This window comes from Bosea vestrisii (assembly GCF_030144325.1).
Classification (GTDB): Bacteria; Pseudomonadota; Alphaproteobacteria; order Rhizobiales; family Beijerinckiaceae; genus Allobosea; species Allobosea vestrisii_A.
The window spans coordinates 1,926,860-1,943,701 of sequence record NZ_CP126307.1 but is presented as its reverse complement, the minus strand read 5'-3'; the positions used below and the strand labels follow the sequence as shown (position 1 = coordinate 1,943,701).

General features: G+C 66.5%; 17 protein-coding genes. 15 read left to right on the top strand and 2 right to left on the bottom strand.

Translation table 11 applies throughout. From position 1 onward, the window contains the following. Position 1: 1 nt before the first annotated feature. The 7 genes from doeB (at position 2) to QO058_RS09700 (ending at position 7,284) form a co-directional block, all read left to right on the top strand. A complete protein-coding gene (gene doeB / locus QO058_RS09730; protein ID WP_284171820.1) occupies positions 2-1,015 on the top strand; it encodes a N(2)-acetyl-L-2,4-diaminobutanoate deacetylase DoeB in 1,014 nt (337 codons plus the stop codon). Positions 1,016-1,121: 106 nt separating this feature from the next. Continuing rightward, positions 1,122-1,973 carry an ectoine/hydroxyectoine ABC transporter substrate-binding protein EhuB gene (ehuB, locus tag QO058_RS09725; protein ID WP_284171819.1) on the top strand — a complete coding sequence of 284 codons (852 nt, stop codon included), beginning with the start codon at positions 1,122-1,124 and terminating at the stop codon, positions 1,971-1,973. Positions 1,974-2,057: 84 nt separating this feature from the next. Further along, positions 2,058-2,723 (top strand): ectoine/hydroxyectoine ABC transporter permease subunit EhuC, encoded by a 666-nt coding sequence (gene ehuC, locus QO058_RS09720; RefSeq protein ID WP_284171818.1) that lies wholly within the window; start codon positions 2,058-2,060, stop codon positions 2,721-2,723. 10 nt (positions 2,724-2,733) lie between these two features. After that, on the top strand, positions 2,734-3,426 hold the full coding sequence (gene ehuD / locus QO058_RS09715) for an ectoine/hydroxyectoine ABC transporter permease subunit EhuD (RefSeq protein WP_284171817.1): 693 nt from the start codon (positions 2,734-2,736) through the stop codon (positions 3,424-3,426). Then, complete coding sequence (gene ehuA, locus QO058_RS09710) at positions 3,423-4,220, top strand: ectoine/hydroxyectoine ABC transporter ATP-binding protein EhuA (RefSeq protein WP_284171816.1); 798 nt, start codon at positions 3,423-3,425, stop codon at positions 4,218-4,220. The genes ehuD and ehuA overlap by 4 nt, the downstream gene beginning before the upstream one ends. Positions 4,221-4,355: 135 nt before the next feature. After that, complete coding sequence (locus QO058_RS09705) at positions 4,356-5,864, top strand: NAD-dependent succinate-semialdehyde dehydrogenase (RefSeq protein ID WP_284172858.1); 1,509 nt, start codon at positions 4,356-4,358, stop codon at positions 5,862-5,864. A gap of 37 nt (positions 5,865-5,901) precedes the next feature. Beyond that, a complete protein-coding gene (locus QO058_RS09700) occupies positions 5,902-7,284 on the top strand; it encodes an aspartate aminotransferase family protein (protein WP_284171815.1) in 1,383 nt (460 codons plus the stop codon). Between the two features lie 23 nt (positions 7,285-7,307). Here the strand turns inward: QO058_RS09700 and QO058_RS09695 are convergent, their stop codons facing one another. Next, a complete protein-coding gene (locus QO058_RS09695) occupies positions 7,308-8,522 on the bottom strand; it encodes an ROK family transcriptional regulator (protein ID WP_284171814.1) in 1,215 nt (404 codons plus the stop codon). Between the two features lie 131 nt (positions 8,523-8,653). Here QO058_RS09695 and QO058_RS09690 point away from each other — a divergent pair, with 131 nt between their 5' ends. The 6 genes from QO058_RS09690 to QO058_RS09665 all read left to right on the top strand — a co-directional run bounded on the left by QO058_RS09690 (position 8,654) and on the right by QO058_RS09665 (position 13,662). Beyond that, positions 8,654-9,916: an extracellular solute-binding protein gene (locus QO058_RS09690; protein ID WP_284171813.1), complete on the top strand. Its 1,263-nt coding sequence runs from the start codon at positions 8,654-8,656 to the stop codon at positions 9,914-9,916. A 61-nt stretch (positions 9,917-9,977) separates the two neighbouring features. After that, positions 9,978-10,871, top strand: a complete 894-nt coding sequence (locus tag QO058_RS09685; RefSeq protein ID WP_129156259.1) for a carbohydrate ABC transporter permease — start codon at positions 9,978-9,980, stop codon at positions 10,869-10,871. Continuing rightward, complete coding sequence (locus tag QO058_RS09680) at positions 10,871-11,692, top strand: carbohydrate ABC transporter permease (protein ID WP_126115223.1); 822 nt, start codon at positions 10,871-10,873, stop codon at positions 11,690-11,692. Before QO058_RS09685 ends, QO058_RS09680 begins: the two co-directional genes overlap by 1 nt. Positions 11,693-11,694: 2 nt before the next feature. Continuing rightward, positions 11,695-12,198: an SIS domain-containing protein gene (locus tag QO058_RS09675; protein WP_284171812.1), complete on the top strand. Its 504-nt coding sequence runs from the start codon at positions 11,695-11,697 to the stop codon at positions 12,196-12,198. Further along, the gene (locus QO058_RS09670) at positions 12,167-12,727 is read left to right on the top strand and encodes a phosphoheptose isomerase family protein (RefSeq protein ID WP_284171811.1); all 561 of its coding nucleotides are present in this window, start codon (positions 12,167-12,169) and stop codon (positions 12,725-12,727) included. Before QO058_RS09675 ends, QO058_RS09670 begins: the two co-directional genes overlap by 32 nt. Beyond that, on the top strand, positions 12,724-13,662 hold the full coding sequence (locus QO058_RS09665; protein ID WP_284171810.1) for an ROK family protein: 939 nt from the start codon (positions 12,724-12,726) through the stop codon (positions 13,660-13,662). Before QO058_RS09670 ends, QO058_RS09665 begins: the two co-directional genes overlap by 4 nt. Before the next feature lie 131 nt (positions 13,663-13,793). On the opposite strand, the gene QO058_RS09660 is transcribed toward QO058_RS09665, so the two are convergent. Continuing rightward, positions 13,794-14,813: an amino acid ABC transporter substrate-binding protein gene (locus QO058_RS09660; protein ID WP_432212031.1), complete on the bottom strand. Its 1,020-nt coding sequence runs from the start codon at positions 14,811-14,813 to the stop codon at positions 13,794-13,796. Positions 14,814-15,020: 207 nt separating this feature from the next. Between QO058_RS09660 and QO058_RS09655 the strand changes: the two genes are divergently transcribed. Next, entirely contained in the window at positions 15,021-15,638 is a 618-nt protein-coding gene (locus QO058_RS09655; protein ID WP_284172857.1) for a glutathione S-transferase family protein, read from the top strand. Further along, positions 15,631-16,833 carry a CaiB/BaiF CoA transferase family protein gene (locus QO058_RS09650; RefSeq protein ID WP_284171808.1) on the top strand — a complete coding sequence of 401 codons (1,203 nt, stop codon included), beginning with the start codon at positions 15,631-15,633 and terminating at the stop codon, positions 16,831-16,833. Before QO058_RS09655 ends, QO058_RS09650 begins: the two co-directional genes overlap by 8 nt. Positions 16,834-16,842 lie beyond the last annotated feature (9 nt).

Genomic DNA, 16,842 nt, shown 5'->3' with positions numbered 1-16,842 from the left:
CATGCTGACCGCCTCGCCTCGTCCCTCGCCAGTGACGCCCACGGTCGATCTGTCGGTGCAGGGCGTCCAGCATGGCCATTTGCGCCTGCCTTATAGCCGCGACGACAGCGCCTGGGGCTCGGTGATGATCCCGATCTGCGTCATCGCAAACGGGGAGGGGCCGACCGCCCTCCTGATCGGCGCGAACCATGGCGACGAGTATGAGGGCCCGGCGGCGCTGTTCGCGCTGGCGCGCACACTCGACCCGGCTGAGGTCTCGGGCCGGGTGATCATCCTGCCGGCGCTGAACTATCCGGCCTTCCGCGCGGGAACGCGGACCTCGCCGATCGACAAGGGCAATATGAACCGCAGCTTTCCGGGCCGGCCGGATGGCAGCGTCACCGAGAAGATCGCCGACTACGTCACGCGCCATCTCGTGCCGCTGGCCGACATCGTGCTCGACTACCACTCCGGCGGAAAGACGCTCGACTTCCTGCCCTATGCCGCGGCGCATGAATTGCCGGACAAGGCGCAGGAAGCACGCTGCTTCGCGGCGGTCGCCGCCTTCTCCGCGCCCTACTCGATGAAGATGCTCGAGATCGACGCCGTCGGCATGCTCGACACCACCGTCGAGGAGATGGGCAAGGTCTTCGTCACCACCGAGCTGGGCGGCGCGGGAACCGCGAGTGCGCGCAGCATCGGCATCGCCCGCCGCGGCGCCGCCAACCTGCTCAGGCATGCCGGCATCCTCGCCGGAACCCCCGAGACTACGCCGACCCGCTGGCTCGACATGCCCTCGGCCGACTGCTTCAGCTTCGCCGGGGATGACGGGCTGATCGCCTTCGTGCACGACCTCGGCGAGTCCGTGCGCGCCGGCGAGGTGATCGCCCGCGTTTATCCCGTCGGGAAAACCGGGCTCGCCCCGGCAGAGTACCGGGCCGCCATGGACGGCATCCTCGCCGCCCGCCACGTCCCAGGGCTGATCAAGGCGGGCGACTGCCTTTCGGTGCTTGCCGTGCTGACGGAGGCGCCCTGACCCATTCGGCCGGGCGACCGGTCCAAGCCAATCCGCCGGCGCAAAGACGCCAGAGAAGCCGAAGCAATCGGCATGCGGAGAAACATCAACCAGAGGAGAATTGCACATGCCGTTTCTGAAGATCGCGGGGATATCCGCTTTCGCTGTCGCCATCGGCCTCTCGGCCGCCGGTGCCACCACGCTCAAGGACGTCAAGGACCAGGGCTACATCCGCGTCGCGACCGCCAATGAGGTACCCTATTCCTACATGAAGGATGACGGCACTTCGGCCGGCATCGGTCCCGACGTCGCCAACGCCGTGCTGAAGAAGCTCGGCGTCGCCGAGGCCAATTGGTCGGTGACGCCGTTCGGCACGCTGATCCCCGGCCTAAAGGCCAAGCGCTTCGACTTCGTCGCCGCCGAGCAGAACATCTCGCCGGAGCGCTGCAAGCAGGTCTCCTTCACCGAGCCGAACTCGTCCTATGGCGAGGGCCTGCTGGTGAAGAAGGGCAACCCGAAGAAGCTGACGACCTATGCCGACATCGCCAAGGATCCGTCGCTGAAGGTCGCGGTCGTATCCGGCGCCAACAATATCGACTTCCTGCGCGCCGTCGGCGTCAAGGACAGCCAGGTGATCTTCATCACCGCCAATGCCGACGCGCTCGCGACCGTGCAGAGCCGCGCCGACGCCTATGCAGCGACCGAGCTCACCGTCGCCTCGCTCGCCAAGGGCCAGGCCAATGTCGAGCAGGTCGCGCCCTTCACCGATCCGGTGGTCAACGGCAAGCCGGTTCGCAATTTCGGCGGCTTCGCCTTCCGGCCCGAGGACAAGGAGCTGCGCGACGCCTTCAACGCCGCCCTCGTCGAGTTCCGCAAGAGCGACGAGTACAAGAAGATCCTCGGCAATTACGGGCTGTCCGAGGCCAGCATCAAGGCAGCGGCGGATCGCAAGGTCGAAGACCTTTGCGCCGGCAAATAGCGCGCTAGCCGAATATCGTTCCGCTCGCCCAAGTGGCGGGCGGAACTCTGTGCCTGTTTCGACGCTCTTGCGGGAGTCTGCTGGATGGAGTGGCTGTCCTACCTGCCTGCGCTCTCGCGCGGCGCACTCGTCACCGCGGCGATCACGCTGTCGGCGATCGCAATCGGCGCGGTCGCCGCCTTCGTGGCCGGCATTGCCCGCGTCGAGGGCGGGCGCGTGCTTTCGACGGTTGCGCTCTGTTACACCGAGCTCTTCCGCGGGACGTCGCTGCTCGTGCAGCTGTTCTGGTTCTACTATGCCCTGCCTCTGGTCGGCGTCAGCTTCGAGCCCGTCGCCACCGGCATTCTCGTGCTGTCGCTGCATGTCGGCGCCTATGGCTCCGAGATCGTCCGCGGCGCCCTGCAGTCGGTCTCAGTCCAGCAGCACGAGGCGGCGCGGGCGCTGAACTTCGGCCGCGCCCAGACGCTCGTTCGTATCACCCTGCCGCAGGCGCTGGTCGAGATGATGCCGGCCTTCGGCAATCTCGCCATCGAGACCCTGAAGCTCTCGTCGCTGGTCTCGCTGATTTCGATCGCCGACCTGACCTTCCGGGCGCAGTCGATCCGCAACCTGACCCTCGACAGCGCCGGCGTCTACAGCCTGACGCTCGTCGGCTATTTCGCGATGTCGCTGGTGCTGATGCTGGTCATGCGCCTGATCGAGCGATGGGTCCGGCGCGGTGCGGCCTTCCCGCGCGCGGCGCATTCGTGAGGCTGACGGCATGATGTACGGCTTCGAATGGGACACGACGACGCCGCTGACCTATGCGGCCTCGATCCTGCCGATCATCCTGATCGGGCTTACCGTGACGCTGCAGGCGGCCGCAGCCGGCTTTGCGATCGCGCTGGTGCTCGGCCTCGTCTTCGCGCTGCTGCGCCGCAGCCGGCTCACGGCCGTGTCGTGGACCACGGCCATCGTCGTCGAATTCCTGCGCGACACGCCGCTGCTGGTACAGCTGTTCTTCCTCTATTACGTGCTGCCGGAATACGGCATCACGCTGCCGGCCTTCCTCACCGGGGCGCTCGCGCTTGGGCTGCAATATTCGGCCTATACCTCCGAGGTCTATCGCGGCGGGATCGAGGCCGTGCCGCGCGGGCAATGGGAGGCGGCGACCGCGCTGAATCTTTCCCGGCTGCAGACCTATCGCGACATCGTCGTGCCGCAGATCGTGCCGCGCATCCTGCCGGCGATGGGCAATTATCTCGTCGCCATGATCAAGGAGACGCCGGTGCTCTCCATCGTCACCGTGCTCGAGATGATGGGGCTCGCCAACATGATCGGCGAGCGCACCTTCGAATATTTGGTGCCGCTGACGCTGGTCGGCCTGATCTTCCTCCTCCTCACGCTGATCTGCTCGGCTGGCCTGCACCGGCTGCAGAAGGCGCTGCCGAAAGCAGGGATCCCGCTGCGATGACCGAGACTCCCAAGGTTGCCATTGACCCACAGCCGCCGATCATCGAGTTCGCCGGCGTGACCAAGCGCTTCGGCGCGCTGACGGTCCTCGACGATTTCAACTTCAGCGTCGCCCGCGGCGAGAAGGTCACGCTGATCGGCCCGTCGGGCTCGGGGAAATCGACGGTGCTGCGCATCCTGATGACGCTGGAGCCCTTCCAGGAGGGGCGACTGGCCCTCGCCGGCATGCCCTATCATGAGCCGAATGCCGGCGGACCGTTCAAGGCTTCGGACGCACATCTGCGCCAGATTCGCAGCCATGTCGGCATGGTCTTCCAGAGCTTCAACCTGTTCCCGCATATGACCGTGCTGCGCAATGTCGTCGAGGCGCCGCTGCGCGTGCTCGGCCTTCCGCGCGGCGAGGCCGAGTGCCGGGCGGTCGACCTGCTCGCCATGGTCGGGCTCGCCGACAAGAAGGACCACTATCCGGCGCAGCTTTCCGGCGGCCAGCAGCAACGCGTCGCCATCGCCCGCGCCCTCGCCATGCGTCCGCGCGTGCTGCTCTTCGACGAGCCGACTTCGGCGCTCGACCCGCAGCTCGTCGGCGAAGTGCTTTCGGTCATCCGCGGCCTCGCAAGCGAGCACGACCTCACAATGCTGCTCGTCACCCACGAGATGCGCTTTGCCCGCGAAGTCTCCGACCGGGTCTGCTTCTTCGACAAGGGTCGCATCTGCGAGCAGGGCGAGCCGGAGCGCATCTTCAGCGCACCCGAGCAGCCGCGGACGCGTGAGTTCCTGGCCTCGGTGCTGGGATGAACCGGCGCCGACACTCTATCGGCGGCGCCCCGAACTTCCGAGACTGTTTCGGCGCAAGGCCGGCACTTCAAAGACAGTCTCGCCAGTCTTCGACCTAGCCTCGTCGTCAACCGAGGGAGGATGGTCATGAACGCAATGACGGGTACAGCAAGGCGGGAAGCTGCGATCGCCAAGCTTGCTGAGCATCCCGGCCTCTTGCGCCTCGCCGATCGCCGCCTGCTCCGGCAGCTGTCCTATATCGGCGGACGCTGGACCGCCGCTCCCGACGGCGAGACCTTCCCGGTGACCGATCCCGCGACCGGCGCGCTCGTCGCGCAGGTCGCAGCGCTCGGCGCAGCCGAAGCGACGCGGGCGATCGACGCAGCCCACGCAGCCTTCCCGGTGTGGAAAGCGCTGCTGCCGCAGGAGCGTGCCGCGCTGCTGCGGCGCTGGCATGCCGGGATGCTCGCAGCGGCCGAAGACCTCGCTTTGCTGATGACACTGGAACAGGGCAAGCCGCTGGCGGAATCGCGCGGCGAGATCGCCTATGCCGCCGACTTCATCGCCTATTACGCTGAGGAGGCGCTGCGCCTGAATGCCGAGGGTGTGACCAGCCATCTGCCGGGCGCGCAGATGTCGCTGTCGCGCGAGCCGGTCGGCGTCGCAGCTTTGCTGACGCCCTGGAACTTCCCCTCAGCCATGTTGACGCGCAAGGCCGCGGCCGCGCTCGCTGCCGGCTGCACCATCGTCGCCCATCCCTCATCGCATACGCCGCTCTCGGCGCTGGCGCTGGCAGAGCTCGCCGATCGCGCAGGGTTGCCGGCTGGTGTGTTCAACATCGTCACCGGCGACGCCGCACCGATCGCCGAGACCTACTGCGCCGACACCCGCGTGCGGGCCGTCAGTTTCACCGGCTCGACCGAGATCGGCCGGATCGTCGCCCGCAATGCGGCGGCGACCGTCAAGCGGGTGGTGATGGAGCTCGGCGGCCACGCACCGCTGATCGTCTTCGATGATGCCGATCTCGATCGCGCCGTTGCGATCGCCATCGATGCCAAGTTCGCGACGTCCGGCCAGGACTGCCTAGCCGCCAACCGGATCTATGTGCAGCGCGGCCTCTATGAGCGCTTCTGCGCTGCCTTCGCCGAGAAGGCCGCGGCGCTGCGCGTCGGCTCCGGGCTGGAGGATGGCGTCGAGATCGGCCCGCTGATGCACGCCGCCGCCAAGCGCAAGGCCGAAGCCCAGATCGTCGATGCGCTGGTGCGCGGCGCAAGGCGGCTGACGCCGGAGCGCGCCATGCCCGGCCCGCTCTTTCTGGCGCCGACCGTGCTCGCCGACGTGCCGGACGGGGCTCTGATCATGCGCGAGGAGACCTTTGCGCCGGTTGCCGCCGTCGCCCCCTTCGACAGCGAGGACGAGGTCGTCACCCAGGCCAACGACACCGAATACGGCCTCGTCGCCTATGTCGTGACGCCCGACGGAGCGCGAGCCGCACGAATGGCCAGGGCGCTCGATTACGGCATGGTCGCGATCAACCGCGTCAAGATCACCGGCGCGCCGATCCCCTTCGGCGGGATGAAGCAGTCCGGCCTCGGCCGCGAAGGCTCGCGCCACGGCCTCGAGGCCTTCACCGACCTCAAATATGTCTGCCTCGATCTGAACTGAGGCGTCCTTTTTCCCGTTCCCGCGAAGGATGATTGCGATGCTCGACCAACCCGCCCGCACCGACAACGAACTGGACGCCTGGGACCGCGACCACTTCTTCCATCCCTCGACGCATATGGGCCAGCACGCCCGTGGCGAGACGCCGAACCGCATCATTACCGGCGGCGAGGGCGTCTACATCGTCGATCGCGACGGCAAAAGGAGCCTCGACGCCTTCGCCGGGCTCTACTGCGTCAATGTCGGCTATGGCCGCAAATCGATTACCGATGCGATCGCCGAGCAGGCGGCGAAGCTGCCCTATTACCACGCGTATGTCGGTCATGGCTCCGAGCCGTCGATCAGGCTCGCCAAGATGGTGGTCGAGCGCGCGCCCAAGGGCATGAGCCGGGTCTTCTTCGGGCTATCGGGTTCGGACGCCAACGAGACCAATCTCAAGCTGGTCTGGTACTACAACAACGTCCTGAAGCGGCCGGAGAAGAAGAAGATCATCTCGCGCTGGCGCGGCTACCACGGCTCGGGCGTGATGACCGGCAGCCTCACTGGCCTTGCCGCCTTCCACAATCTCTTCGACCTGCCGAAAGCCCCGGTGCTGCACACCGAGGCGCCCTATTATTTCCGCCGCGCCGATCGCAGCCTGAGCGAGGAGCAATTCTCGCAGCATTGCGCCGACAAGCTCGAGGAGCTGATCCAGGCCGAGGGACCGGAGACGATCGCCGCCTTCATCGGCGAGCCGGTGCTCGGCACGGGCGGCATCGTGCCGCCGCCCGCCGGCTACTGGGCGAAGATCCAGGCGGTGCTCCGGAAGTACGATATCCTGCTGATCGCCGACGAAGTCGTCACCGGCTTCGGGCGCCTCGGCAGCATGTTCGGCTCGGACCATTACGGCATCGAACCGGACCTCATCACCATCGCCAAGGGCCTGACCTCGGCCTATGCGCCGCTCTCCGGCGTCATCGTCGCCGAGAAATTCTGGCGGGTATTGGAGCAAGGTTCGGACGAGTTCGGCCCGATCGGCCATGGCTGGACGTATTCCTCGCATCCGCTTTGCGCGGCCGCCGGCGTCGCCAATCTCGAACTCGTCGACGAGCTCGATCTCGTGCGCAATGCCGGGGAGGTCGGCGCCTATTTCAATGCCGCGCTGAAGGAGGCCGTCGGCAGCCATCGCCATGTCGGCGAGGTCCGTGGCGAGGGCCTGCTGGCGGCGGTCGAATTCGTCCGCGACAGGGATGACCGTGTCTTCTTCGACACTTCGGAGAAGGTCGGTCCGCGCATCGGCGCCGCTCTGCTGGAGCAGGGCGTCATTGCTCGGGCCATGCCGCAGGGCGACATCCTCGGCTTCGCACCGCCGCTATGCCTGACGAAGCAGGAGGCCGATGAGGTGGTCGGTGCAACGCGGCGCGCAATAGAGAATGTGCTTTAACGTCGTCGCAGGCACTGCCTGATTCAGATCCGCTCCACGACGCCCTGCTTGAACAGCAATGACAGCTCCGGCGTCATGCCGTCGAAGACCGGCAGCGTCGCGGCGCCGAGGGCGGGCGTGTCCGGCCCCATCTCGGCGGCGATCAGGCGCGGCGTGTCGGCTGCCTTGTTGAGGCTGACGCTGCGCGGCAGCGGCTCGATCCGGGCGATCAGCGCCTCCAGCACGGGGCGGGGGAGCACGCCGCCGAGGATCACGGTCTGTGGGTCGAGCATGTTCTCGATCATCACCACAGCCTGGCGCAGGCTGGCTGCAGCCTCGTCCAGCCAGGCGAGCAGACGGATGTCACCATCTTCGAGCGCTTTGGCGATACGGTCCAGATCGCCGTGCCGGACGGTTGCCGCTTGGACATCGCCGAGCGCCTTCAGCGCGAGCGAGACCGAAGCGTAGCGTTCGAGACAGCCACGATTGCCACATGGGCACGGCCGCCCGTTGGTATCGACGACGAGATGGCCGATCTCGCCCGATTTGCCGTAGCCGCCGCGATAGGGCTGGCCGCGCAGGAAGAGCCCGCCGCCGATGCCGGCGCCGATATAGATGTAGGCGAAGTCGGTCAGAGTACGGCCGGCGCCATAGAGCCGCTCGCCGATCGCTGCCGCCGTCGCGTCGTTTTCGAGCAGCACGGGCAGGCCGAGCTTGTCCTGCAGCGATTGGCGCAGCGAGAAATCCTTCCAGCCGGGCAAGGCGACCTCGCCGAGCACCACGAGCCGGTCGTCCTGGAACAGGGCCGGGATGACGAGGCCGACGCCCCAGACACGCTGGCGCGCCACCTGCTGGCGCTCGAGCATGGCCGAGATCGTCGTCGAGATCTGGTCGAGCACCGCCTCGGGGGCATCGGAAGCAAGGTCGAGCTCGGCGCGATCACGCACCGTTCCGGCGACATCGGTGAGGATCACCAGCAGGACGCCATGGCCGAACGACACGCCGAAGGTGAAGCCGCCGTCCGGATTGATGTCGAGGTCGACCGCCGGCTGGCCGCGGGCGCCGCTGCGCCGGCTGACACTGCGCACCAGCCCGGCCTCGGTGAGCTCGCCGATGATGTTGGAAATGGTCTGAGGCGCCAGGCCGGTGGCGCGGGTGATCTCGGCGCGCGAGAGCGGCGCTTGCAATCGCACCGTCTCCAGCACGACCCGCCGGTTGAACCGGCGGGCATGATCCATGTTGGCGCCGAACAGCTTCATCTCAGCCTCTGAGTCATCGCCCCTGCCTACACCCGGGCGCTTGCCAGTCGAAGGGCTCTCTGATTAAATCACTTCATTGGAATAAATCAGGCGGCGGCGAAAGACCGCCCTGAACCAGCGGGGAACAGACCATGACGCAGCAGCGTGAAACGAAGAGTGGCCTGTCGCGCCGGACGGTGCTGGGCGCGGCCGGAACGATGGCGGCGAGCGCCTATGGCTTCGGCGCGCGGGCGCAGGAGATGAATGTCCGCTTCGTTGGCGAGCGCTACCCGGCTCTGGAATTCTACGTGAAGAAGCTTCAGAGCGCGCTGCCGAACGTCAAGGTCACCGCCGACCTGATGCCGAACGCGCCATTGAAGGAACTGCAGACGATCACGCTGTCGTCCGGTGCGGACTCGATCGACATCATGCTCGGCAACGATTTGACGATCGCCAATTTCGCCCAGAACGGCTGGCTCGAGCCGCTCGACGAGTACATCGCCAAGCACAAGGACGAGTACAAGCTCAACGACTTCGCCAAGACGGCGATGAGCTCGGCCTCGTTCGGCGGCAAGGTCTACGGCCTGCCGGTGCTGACCAACACCCAGCTCATGGCCTATCGGCAGGACCTGTTCGAGGCCAAGGGCCTGAAGCCGCCGACCTCCTTCGAGGAGTATATCGCCGCCGCCGGCGCGCTGAACTCACCCTCCATCGCCGGCACCGTGATGACGCTCAAGGGCGACGGCGTCCTCAACGAGGGTCACTGGTATCTGAATGCGCTCGGCGACGGCTGGTTCGACGCCAACAAGAAGCCGGTGTTCAACAGCCCGAAGGGCATCGCCGCGATCGAGACGATGAAGTCGCTGACGCGCTTCGCGCCGCGCGGCTACACCGCCAACGGCAACGACGAATCGACCATCCTGTTCCAGCAGGGCGCTGCCGCCATGGGCATGCAGTGGCTGACCCGCACCGCCGCGATGGACCGCCAGGACCAGTCCAAGGTGATCGGCAAGGTCAACTGGGCGCCGCCGCCGCGCGGCGGCCAGGTCGTGGTGGCCGACACCTTCGCCATCTCGAAGTTCACCTCGCGCAACAAGGACACGCTGTTCCGCCTGCTCGCCGCGACGCTGTCGCCGGCGAACCAGCGCGAGGGCGCGAGCCTCGCCTGTCCGACGCGCGTCTCGGTGCTGGAGGATCCGGAGCTGCGCCAGCGCTTCCGCTATTACAACGTGCTGGTGCCGGCGCTGGACAAGGGGGCGACCTTCCCGAAATTCGCCGAGTTCAAGGAAGTCAGCGAGACGGTGACGCGGCGCGTCCTGCAGGCCGTCACCGGCGAGATGCCGGTCAAGGAGGCGCTCGACACTGGCGCCAGGGAAGCCGAGGAATTCCTGACGCGCCGCGGCGTCTACAAGTGAGCAGGCTCGCTCCCGGAACGGTCCGGGCCTGAACCGGACCGTTCCAGCGCAAGGCAGATCAATGGCGTCGTCATCGGCGCGGGCCTATCCCCGCGAAATATCGCTCTGGCTGTTCGTGGTGCCGAGCGCACTCGTCGTGCTCGGCATACAGCTCTACCCGGTGCTCTACGCCGTTTATCTCAGCTTCTTCGACTACCATATCGGCCAGTCGCAGCCCCGTTTCGTCGGGCCCGACAACTACCTCGCTTTGCTTGGCCAGGACCGTGTCTGGGCCTCGCTCAGGACGACGGTGATCCTGGTCGCCTGCTCGCTTGCGGTCGAGTTCGCGCTCGGCCTGCTGCTCGCGCTCGGGCTCTACAAGCTGACGCGCGGCGCGCGCCTCTTCTCGACACTGATCTTCGTGCCCTATCTGATCACGCCGGTGGTCGCTGCGCTGTTCCTGCGCTGGATATTCGCGGCGCGCTGGGGGCTGGCCGACGCCGTCATCGCCTCCTTCGACATCTTCCCGCCGGACTGGCTGGGATCGCCCGTCTGGGCCTTCGTCACCATCATCGTCGCCGATGTCTGGCAGTTCACGCCCTTCGTCATGCTGATCCTCTATGCCGGCCTGCAGGGCATGGACGAGGCGTTGCTCGAAGCCGGCAAGATCGACGGCGCATCGGGCCCGCGCCTGGTCTGGCACATCATCCTGCCGTGCTTACGGCCGCAGATCCTGTTCGTGCTGGCGATCCGGCTGATGGATTCCTTCCGGACCTTCGACAGCATCTATGTGCTGACCGGCGGCGGCCCCGGCACGGCGACCGAGACGCTGACGATGTACACCTACGCCCTGGCCTTCAAGCAGCTCGACCTCGGTCGCGCCTCGACGCTGGGCGTCCTGACCATGCTGATCGTCACCGGGCTGACGCTGATGATCATCTCGCTGATGTACCGGCGCGAGCGGGGAGCGTTCTGATGCGCCGCCTCTTGGGCCAGCCGCTGGTCGTCTTCCTCCTGTCGCTGTTTGCGCTGTTCAGCCTGACGCCGATCATCTGGGCGGTGCTGATCTCGATCAAGCAGCCGGCCGATGCCTTCGCGATCCCGCCAAAACTGTTCTTCGAGCCGACCTTCCGTTTCCATTACGAGATCTGGGCCGAGCGCCGCTTCGTCGAGTTCTTCGCGAACAGCGCGATCATCGCGCTCGGCACCGTCTTCATCTCGGTGCCGCTCGGCACGCTCGCCGCCTACGGCCTGTCGCGGTTGGAGAGCAAGATGGCGCGCTCCTATCTGATGGGGCTCCTGGTGATCCGGATGTTCCCGCACATCCTGCTGCTGATCCCGTTCTTCATCGTGGCGCGCTCGCTCTCGATGATCGACACCTATCCGGCGATGATCGCGGCGATGGTGGCGATCAACCAGCCTTTCACCGTCTGGCTGATGCGCAGCTTCTTCCTGGAAATCCCGCGCGAACTCGACGAGGCCGCGACGATCGACGGCTGCAATGCCTGGACGACCTTCACCAAGGTGATCCTGCCGCTGGCCAAGCCCGGCATCGTCGTCACCAGCCTGTTCAGCCTGCTGCTCGCCTATAACGAGTTCCTGTTCGCGCTGATCCTGACCGGCAGCAACACCAAGACGCTGCCCGTCGCGATCGCCGAATATGGCGGCGAGGACCTGAACTACTGGTCGCTGTCGGCGGCCGGCGCGATCGGGATCATGCTGCCGATCCTGCTGTTCATGCTGTTCTTCCAGCGCCATCTCGTGCGCGGCCTGACCATCGGCGCGGTGAAGGGGTGACCATGGTCGACCAGAGCATCATCGACGGCTTCATTCGGGCGCAGGCGCAAATCGTGCCGGCGACGATCGTCGCCGTGCGCCAGCGACTGCGCGAGCTCACGCTTCCGCGGGCTGGGCACATCGTCCTCGTCGGCTCCGGTACTTCGCTCAATGCACTCATGGTGGCGAAGCCAGCGCTGGAAGCCAGCGGCGCCTTCGTCGAGGTGCTGAACCCGGGCGCCTTCCTGCAGCGAGAGCCTGTGCTCGGCCGCGAGACGCTGGTCGTCGCGCTGTCGCAGACCGGCACCAGCGAGACCACTGTCGCGGCGGTCAGGCGGGCGCAAGACAGCGGATTGACCACCCTCACCATCACTGCCGAGGCCGACAGCCCGATCGGGCAGATGGCGGCCGCGAAGATCGTGATGCCGATCGGGCCCGGAACCGGTTGGCCCGAAGACCAAGGGCTATGGCGGCTCGCTGGCGGCGCTGGCCGAGTTGGCGGCGGCGCTCGCCGGGCGCGATGGTGAGGATATTTCAGAACAGGCGATCGCCGGGCTGATCGAGGCGGCGACGCCGCCGGCCTTTGCCCTGGCGGCGGAGCTCGATGCGGTCGATGGGCTACTCTTCACCGGCGAGGGCCGCCATCTCGGCACGGCGCTCGAAGCCTCGCTCAAGCTCGCGGAGATGACCGGCGTGCCGGCGGCAGCCTTCCCGACCGAGGAAGCGATGCATGGCCGCCTCCATGGGCTGACGGCCAGGAGCCTGTGCGTCATGATTGCGGCGGACGCGGCCGAGTGCCAGCTTGCGGCCCATGCCGCGGGCGTGATGGCTGGGCTCGGCGTCGGTATCCTGATCCTCAATCTGACCGACGAGCCGACGCCGTTCGACTGGCTGCGGCTCGACGGTTTCGCGCCGCCCTATGACGCCCTCGCGGCGATCGTGCCGGTGCAGCGGCTTGCGCAGGCTATGGCAGCACGGCGCGGGATCCCGCCGCATCTGATGCGCTTTCCGGGTTTGTCCAAGAAGCTCGGCATCAAGATCGACCGGCTGCCATGAAGACCGTCTTCGCCTTCGATATCGGCGGCACTGCCGTGAAATTCGGGCTGGTGGCCGAGGGCGGCCGCCTACTGAAGCAAGGCGAGGTGCCGTTCGAGCGCGACCTGCCCTTCACAGCGCTCGGCGAGCGGCTGGCCCGGCTCTATGAGGACGTGATGGCGGGCGCCCCGGCCGACGCCCTGGCGGTCGCGATGCCGGGCTTCGCCTCGCCGGATAGCGGCATTGTCGTCGATGGCGGTGGCAATGTTCCGGCGCTGCGCGACGGCTCGATCGCGGGGGCGCTCGAACAGCGGCTTAGCCTGCCGGTCTGGTTCGCCAATGACGGTGTTGCCGCTGCGCTGGGTGAGATCAGGTACGGTGCCGGCCGGGCGCTCAGCCGCTTCGTCCTGATCACGATCGGAACGGGAGTCGGCGGCGCCGTCGTGCTCGACGGGAAGCCGGTCATTGGTCCGGACGGCCATCCTCCCGAGCTCGGTGCCATCGTCGTCGGTCTTGACGATGCGGGCAGGCCGCTTTCGCTCGAAGCCCGATCCTCGGCGCCAGCCATGCTGCAAGCTCATGCGGCCCGGATGGGGACTTCAACTGTGTCGGTACGGACGCTGTTCGCGCTGGCCGAGGCCGGCGACGCAGAAGCGGACGCGACCATCGATGCGGCCTGTCGCGGAATCGCCCAGGCAGCGGGCGCACTGACCAATACGCTCATGCTCGACGCGATCGTGCTCGGCGGCGGGGTGTCGGGAGCCGGCGAAGCCTTGGCGCGCCGGATCCGCGTGCTTCTGCCGGCCTATGTCTGGCCGGCTTTGGTGGCGAAGGTCGAGATCCGCATCGCCGAGCTCGGCAACACGGCCGGGTTGCTCGGCGTCGCCTCGCTTGCTTTCGAGGGGCTATCCGAACCGGCGAACGATCGCAGCGTCAGGCAGGTCGCCAAGTCCTGATCGGCTTGGCTGCCGGCTCCGGCATGTCCTGGCCGAGCACGCATCCCAGTGTTGGATGCAAGCTCGGCCCGGCTTCTCGTGACAAAGCTTTAGTTACAGAGTGGGTCCTCTAGAGACCAGCTCACTTGCCTTCAACGGAGCGGTGGCGCGTATTGCAGCCCGCCCTTGGACCAGAGATTGTTCGCGCCCCTTGGGATTCCGAGCGGCGAGTTCGGGCCGAGATAGCGCTCATAGCTCTCGCCGTAATTCCCGACCTGCTTGACGATCCGGTAGGCCCAGTCGTTGCTCAGGCCGAGGCCTTCGCCGAGCTTGCCGTCGACGCCGAGGAACCGCTTGATCTCGGGGTTGTTCGATTTGAGCTGCTCGTCGACATTAGCCGAGGTCAGGCCGAGTTCCTCGGCATTGACCATGGCGTAATGGGTCCAGCGGACGATGTTGGCCCAGGCCTCGTCGCCGCGACGCACCGCCGGGCCGAGAGGCTCCTTCGAGATCAGTTCGGGCAGGACGACGAAGTCCTGCGGATTCGTCGCCTTGAGCCTGTAGGCATAAAGCGCCGAGGCATCGGTGGTGAAGGCGTCGCAGCGCCCTGCCTCGAAAGCCTTGATCGCCTCGTCACCGGAGGCGAAGGAGACCGGGTCGTATTTCAGCGCATTCTTCTGGAAGAAATCGGCGATGTTCAGCTCGGTCGTGGTGCCGCCCTGGACGCAGATCGTGGCGCCGTTCAGCTCCTTGGCCGACTTGATGCCGAGGGTCTTCTTCACCATCAGCGCCTGCCCGTCGAAATAGGTGATCGCCGAGAAGGAGAGGCCGAGCGAGGTATCTCTCGACAGCGACCAGGTCGTCTGGCGCGACAGCACGTCGACCTCGCCGGACTGGACCACCGCGAACCGGTCCTTGGGGTTCAAGGGCACATATTTGATCTTGCTGGTGTCGCCGAGGACCGCCGCGGCCACAGCCTTGCAGAGGTCGGTGTCGAGCCCGTTCCATTGCCCTTGCGCGTTTGGCAGGGAGAAGCCCGGCACGCCCGGGCTCGTTCCGCAGACCAGCTGCCCGCGTGATTTTACCGCATCCAGGGTGGCGGCGCCCGCCGTCGACACCGAAAACACGATGCTCAGCGCGCCGAGCGCAGCACTCGTCAATCTCATATTCATCCCCTCCCGGGTAATTAGGTCATTAAACTAGCCTATATTCCTGTCTCGAAATTTGGTCAATCTACTGTTGCCCGCTTTAGGCAAGGCTATCTGTGGGGGCGGATTTCCTTGCCGCCTTGCATGTTGGCCTCGACAGCGCAGGGAAGATTGTTATAGGACATAAAACTAGCTGATAAGTTGAATATGGAGATGCTTCGCTTGGGCAAGATGCTGCTTCATTGGTCGCCGCGATCGCCTTTCGTCCGCAAGGCGATGGTGGCCGCGCATGAGCTCGGTCTGGTCGATCGGCTGACGCTGCGGCGAACCGTGGCGGCGATGACGGCGCCCAATCCGGACCTGCTGCCCGATAATCCGCTGAGCAAGATCCCGACCCTGGTGCTCGAGGACGGAACCGTCCTGATCGATTCCGGCGTGATCTGCGAGTATTTCGATGCGATCGCGGGAGGGGGCCTCATCATTCCCGCCGCCGGGCCGGAGCGCTTCCGGGAACTGAGCCGGCACGCCCTGGCGACCGGCCTCCTCGATGTCCTGATTCTGTGGCGCAACGAACGCGGAAAGCCGCAGGAGGCGCAGACAGCGGCATGGCTGACTGGTTTCGAGACGAAGTTCCTCGCCACGCTCGCACGGCTGGAGCGTGAGGCCAGGCCGATCGCGCCGGGACCACTTGGGCTGTCCTGGATCGCGCTCGGCTGCTGCCTGTCCTATCTCGACTTCCGCTTCGCCGATCTCGACTGGCGCTCAGGACGCCCGGCGCTCTCCGCCTGGCACGACGAGTTCCGCGCGCGTCCCTCAGCCATCGCGACCGAGATCAACGACGATGTCTGACCCCGCCAGCGCCCGACAGGGCCCCCTGTGCCATGTCCGCGTGCTGGATCTCAGCCGCATCATGGCGGGACCCTGGGCGACCCAGGTCCTCGCCGATCTCGGCGCCGACGTGATCAAGGTCGAACGCCCGGATGTCGGCGACGATACCCGCTCCTGGGGGCCGCCCTTCCTGAAGGATGAGCAGGGCCAGCCGACCCGCGAGGCCGGATATTATCTCTCGGTCAATCGCGGCAAGCGCTCGATCACGCTCGACATCGCAACGCAGGACGGCCAGGAGGCGATCCGCCGCCTCGCTGCGGTCAGCGACATCGTCGTCGAGAACTACAAGGTCGGAGCTCTGAAGCGCTACGGGCTCCACTATGACGGGTTGAAGGCCGTCAATCCGCGCCTGATCTACGCCTCCGTCACCGGCTTCGGGCAGAATGGTCCGCGCCGTGAGGCTGCCGCCTACGATTTCGCGATCCAGGCGATGGGCGGCCTGATGAGCATCACCGGCGAGCGCGACGGCATGCCCGGCGCCGGCCCGCAGAAGGTCGGCATCCCGATCGTCGACATCATGACCGGCATGTACACGGCCATCGGCGTGCTGGCGGCGCTGGCGCGCCGCGGCGAAACCGGGCAGGGCGACTATCTCGATCTCGCCATGCTCGACGTGCAGACCGCGTTCCTCGCCAATCAGGCGATGAACTGGCTGCTCTCGGGCAAGCCGCCGGCGCGCGGTGGCAATCGCCACCCGAATATCCAGCCGCAGGACGTCTTTCCCTGTGCTGACGGGGCGCTCGTCCTGGCCGTCGGGAATGACGGCCAGTTCGCCAAGCTCGCAGCCATCCTGGAACAGCCGGGCTGGGCGAGCGATGAACGCTTCGCGACCAACCCGGCGCGCGTCCGCAATCACGCTTTGCTCGACCCGATGCTGCGCGCGGCGCTGGCAAATCGCAGTCGCGACGTCCTAATTGCAGCGCTCGATGCTGCCGGCGTGCCCTGCGCGCCGATCAATACCGTGCCGGAGGTCTTCGACGATCCCCAGGTCAAGCACCGCGGCCTGTTGCGCGAGCTACCGCATCCCACCGCCGGCAAGGTTCCGCAGGTGGTCAGCCCACTGAATTTCCGGAACGAGCCGCTCGCCTTCGATCGGGCGCCGCCGCTGCTCGGGCAGCATACCGACGAGATCCTGCAGGAGATCGGGCTGGCTTGACGCCGGCTC

Coding starts and splice junctions, on each gene's coding strand:
- QO058_RS09690 (WP_284171813.1), top strand. CDS start 8,654: ATGACGCAGCAGCGTGAAACGAAGAGTGGCCTGTCGCGCCGGACGGTG.
- QO058_RS09685 (WP_129156259.1), top strand. CDS start 9,978: ATGGCGTCGTCATCGGCGCGGGCCTATCCCCGCGAAATATCGCTCTGG.
- ehuD (WP_284171817.1), top strand. CDS start 2,734: ATGATGTACGGCTTCGAATGGGACACGACGACGCCGCTGACCTATGCG.
- QO058_RS09650 (WP_284171808.1), top strand. CDS start 15,631: ATGTCTGACCCCGCCAGCGCCCGACAGGGCCCCCTGTGCCATGTCCGC.
- QO058_RS09700 (WP_284171815.1), top strand. CDS start 5,902: ATGCTCGACCAACCCGCCCGCACCGACAACGAACTGGACGCCTGGGAC.
- QO058_RS09675 (WP_284171812.1), top strand. CDS start 11,695: ATGGTCGACCAGAGCATCATCGACGGCTTCATTCGGGCGCAGGCGCAA.
- ehuA (WP_284171816.1), top strand. CDS start 3,423: ATGACCGAGACTCCCAAGGTTGCCATTGACCCACAGCCGCCGATCATC.
- ehuC (WP_284171818.1), top strand. CDS start 2,058: ATGGAGTGGCTGTCCTACCTGCCTGCGCTCTCGCGCGGCGCACTCGTC.
- QO058_RS09705 (WP_284172858.1), top strand. CDS start 4,356: ATGACGGGTACAGCAAGGCGGGAAGCTGCGATCGCCAAGCTTGCTGAG.
- QO058_RS09665 (WP_284171810.1), top strand. CDS start 12,724: ATGAAGACCGTCTTCGCCTTCGATATCGGCGGCACTGCCGTGAAATTC.
- QO058_RS09680 (WP_126115223.1), top strand. CDS start 10,871: ATGCGCCGCCTCTTGGGCCAGCCGCTGGTCGTCTTCCTCCTGTCGCTG.
- doeB (WP_284171820.1), top strand. CDS start 2: ATGCTGACCGCCTCGCCTCGTCCCTCGCCAGTGACGCCCACGGTCGAT.
- QO058_RS09695 (WP_284171814.1), bottom strand. CDS start 8,522: ATGAAGCTGTTCGGCGCCAACATGGATCATGCCCGCCGGTTCAACCGG.
- QO058_RS09655 (WP_284172857.1), top strand. CDS start 15,021: ATGCTGCTTCATTGGTCGCCGCGATCGCCTTTCGTCCGCAAGGCGATG.
- ehuB (WP_284171819.1), top strand. CDS start 1,122: ATGCCGTTTCTGAAGATCGCGGGGATATCCGCTTTCGCTGTCGCCATC.
- QO058_RS09660 (WP_432212031.1), bottom strand. CDS start 14,813: ATGAATATGAGATTGACGAGTGCTGCGCTCGGCGCGCTGAGCATCGTG.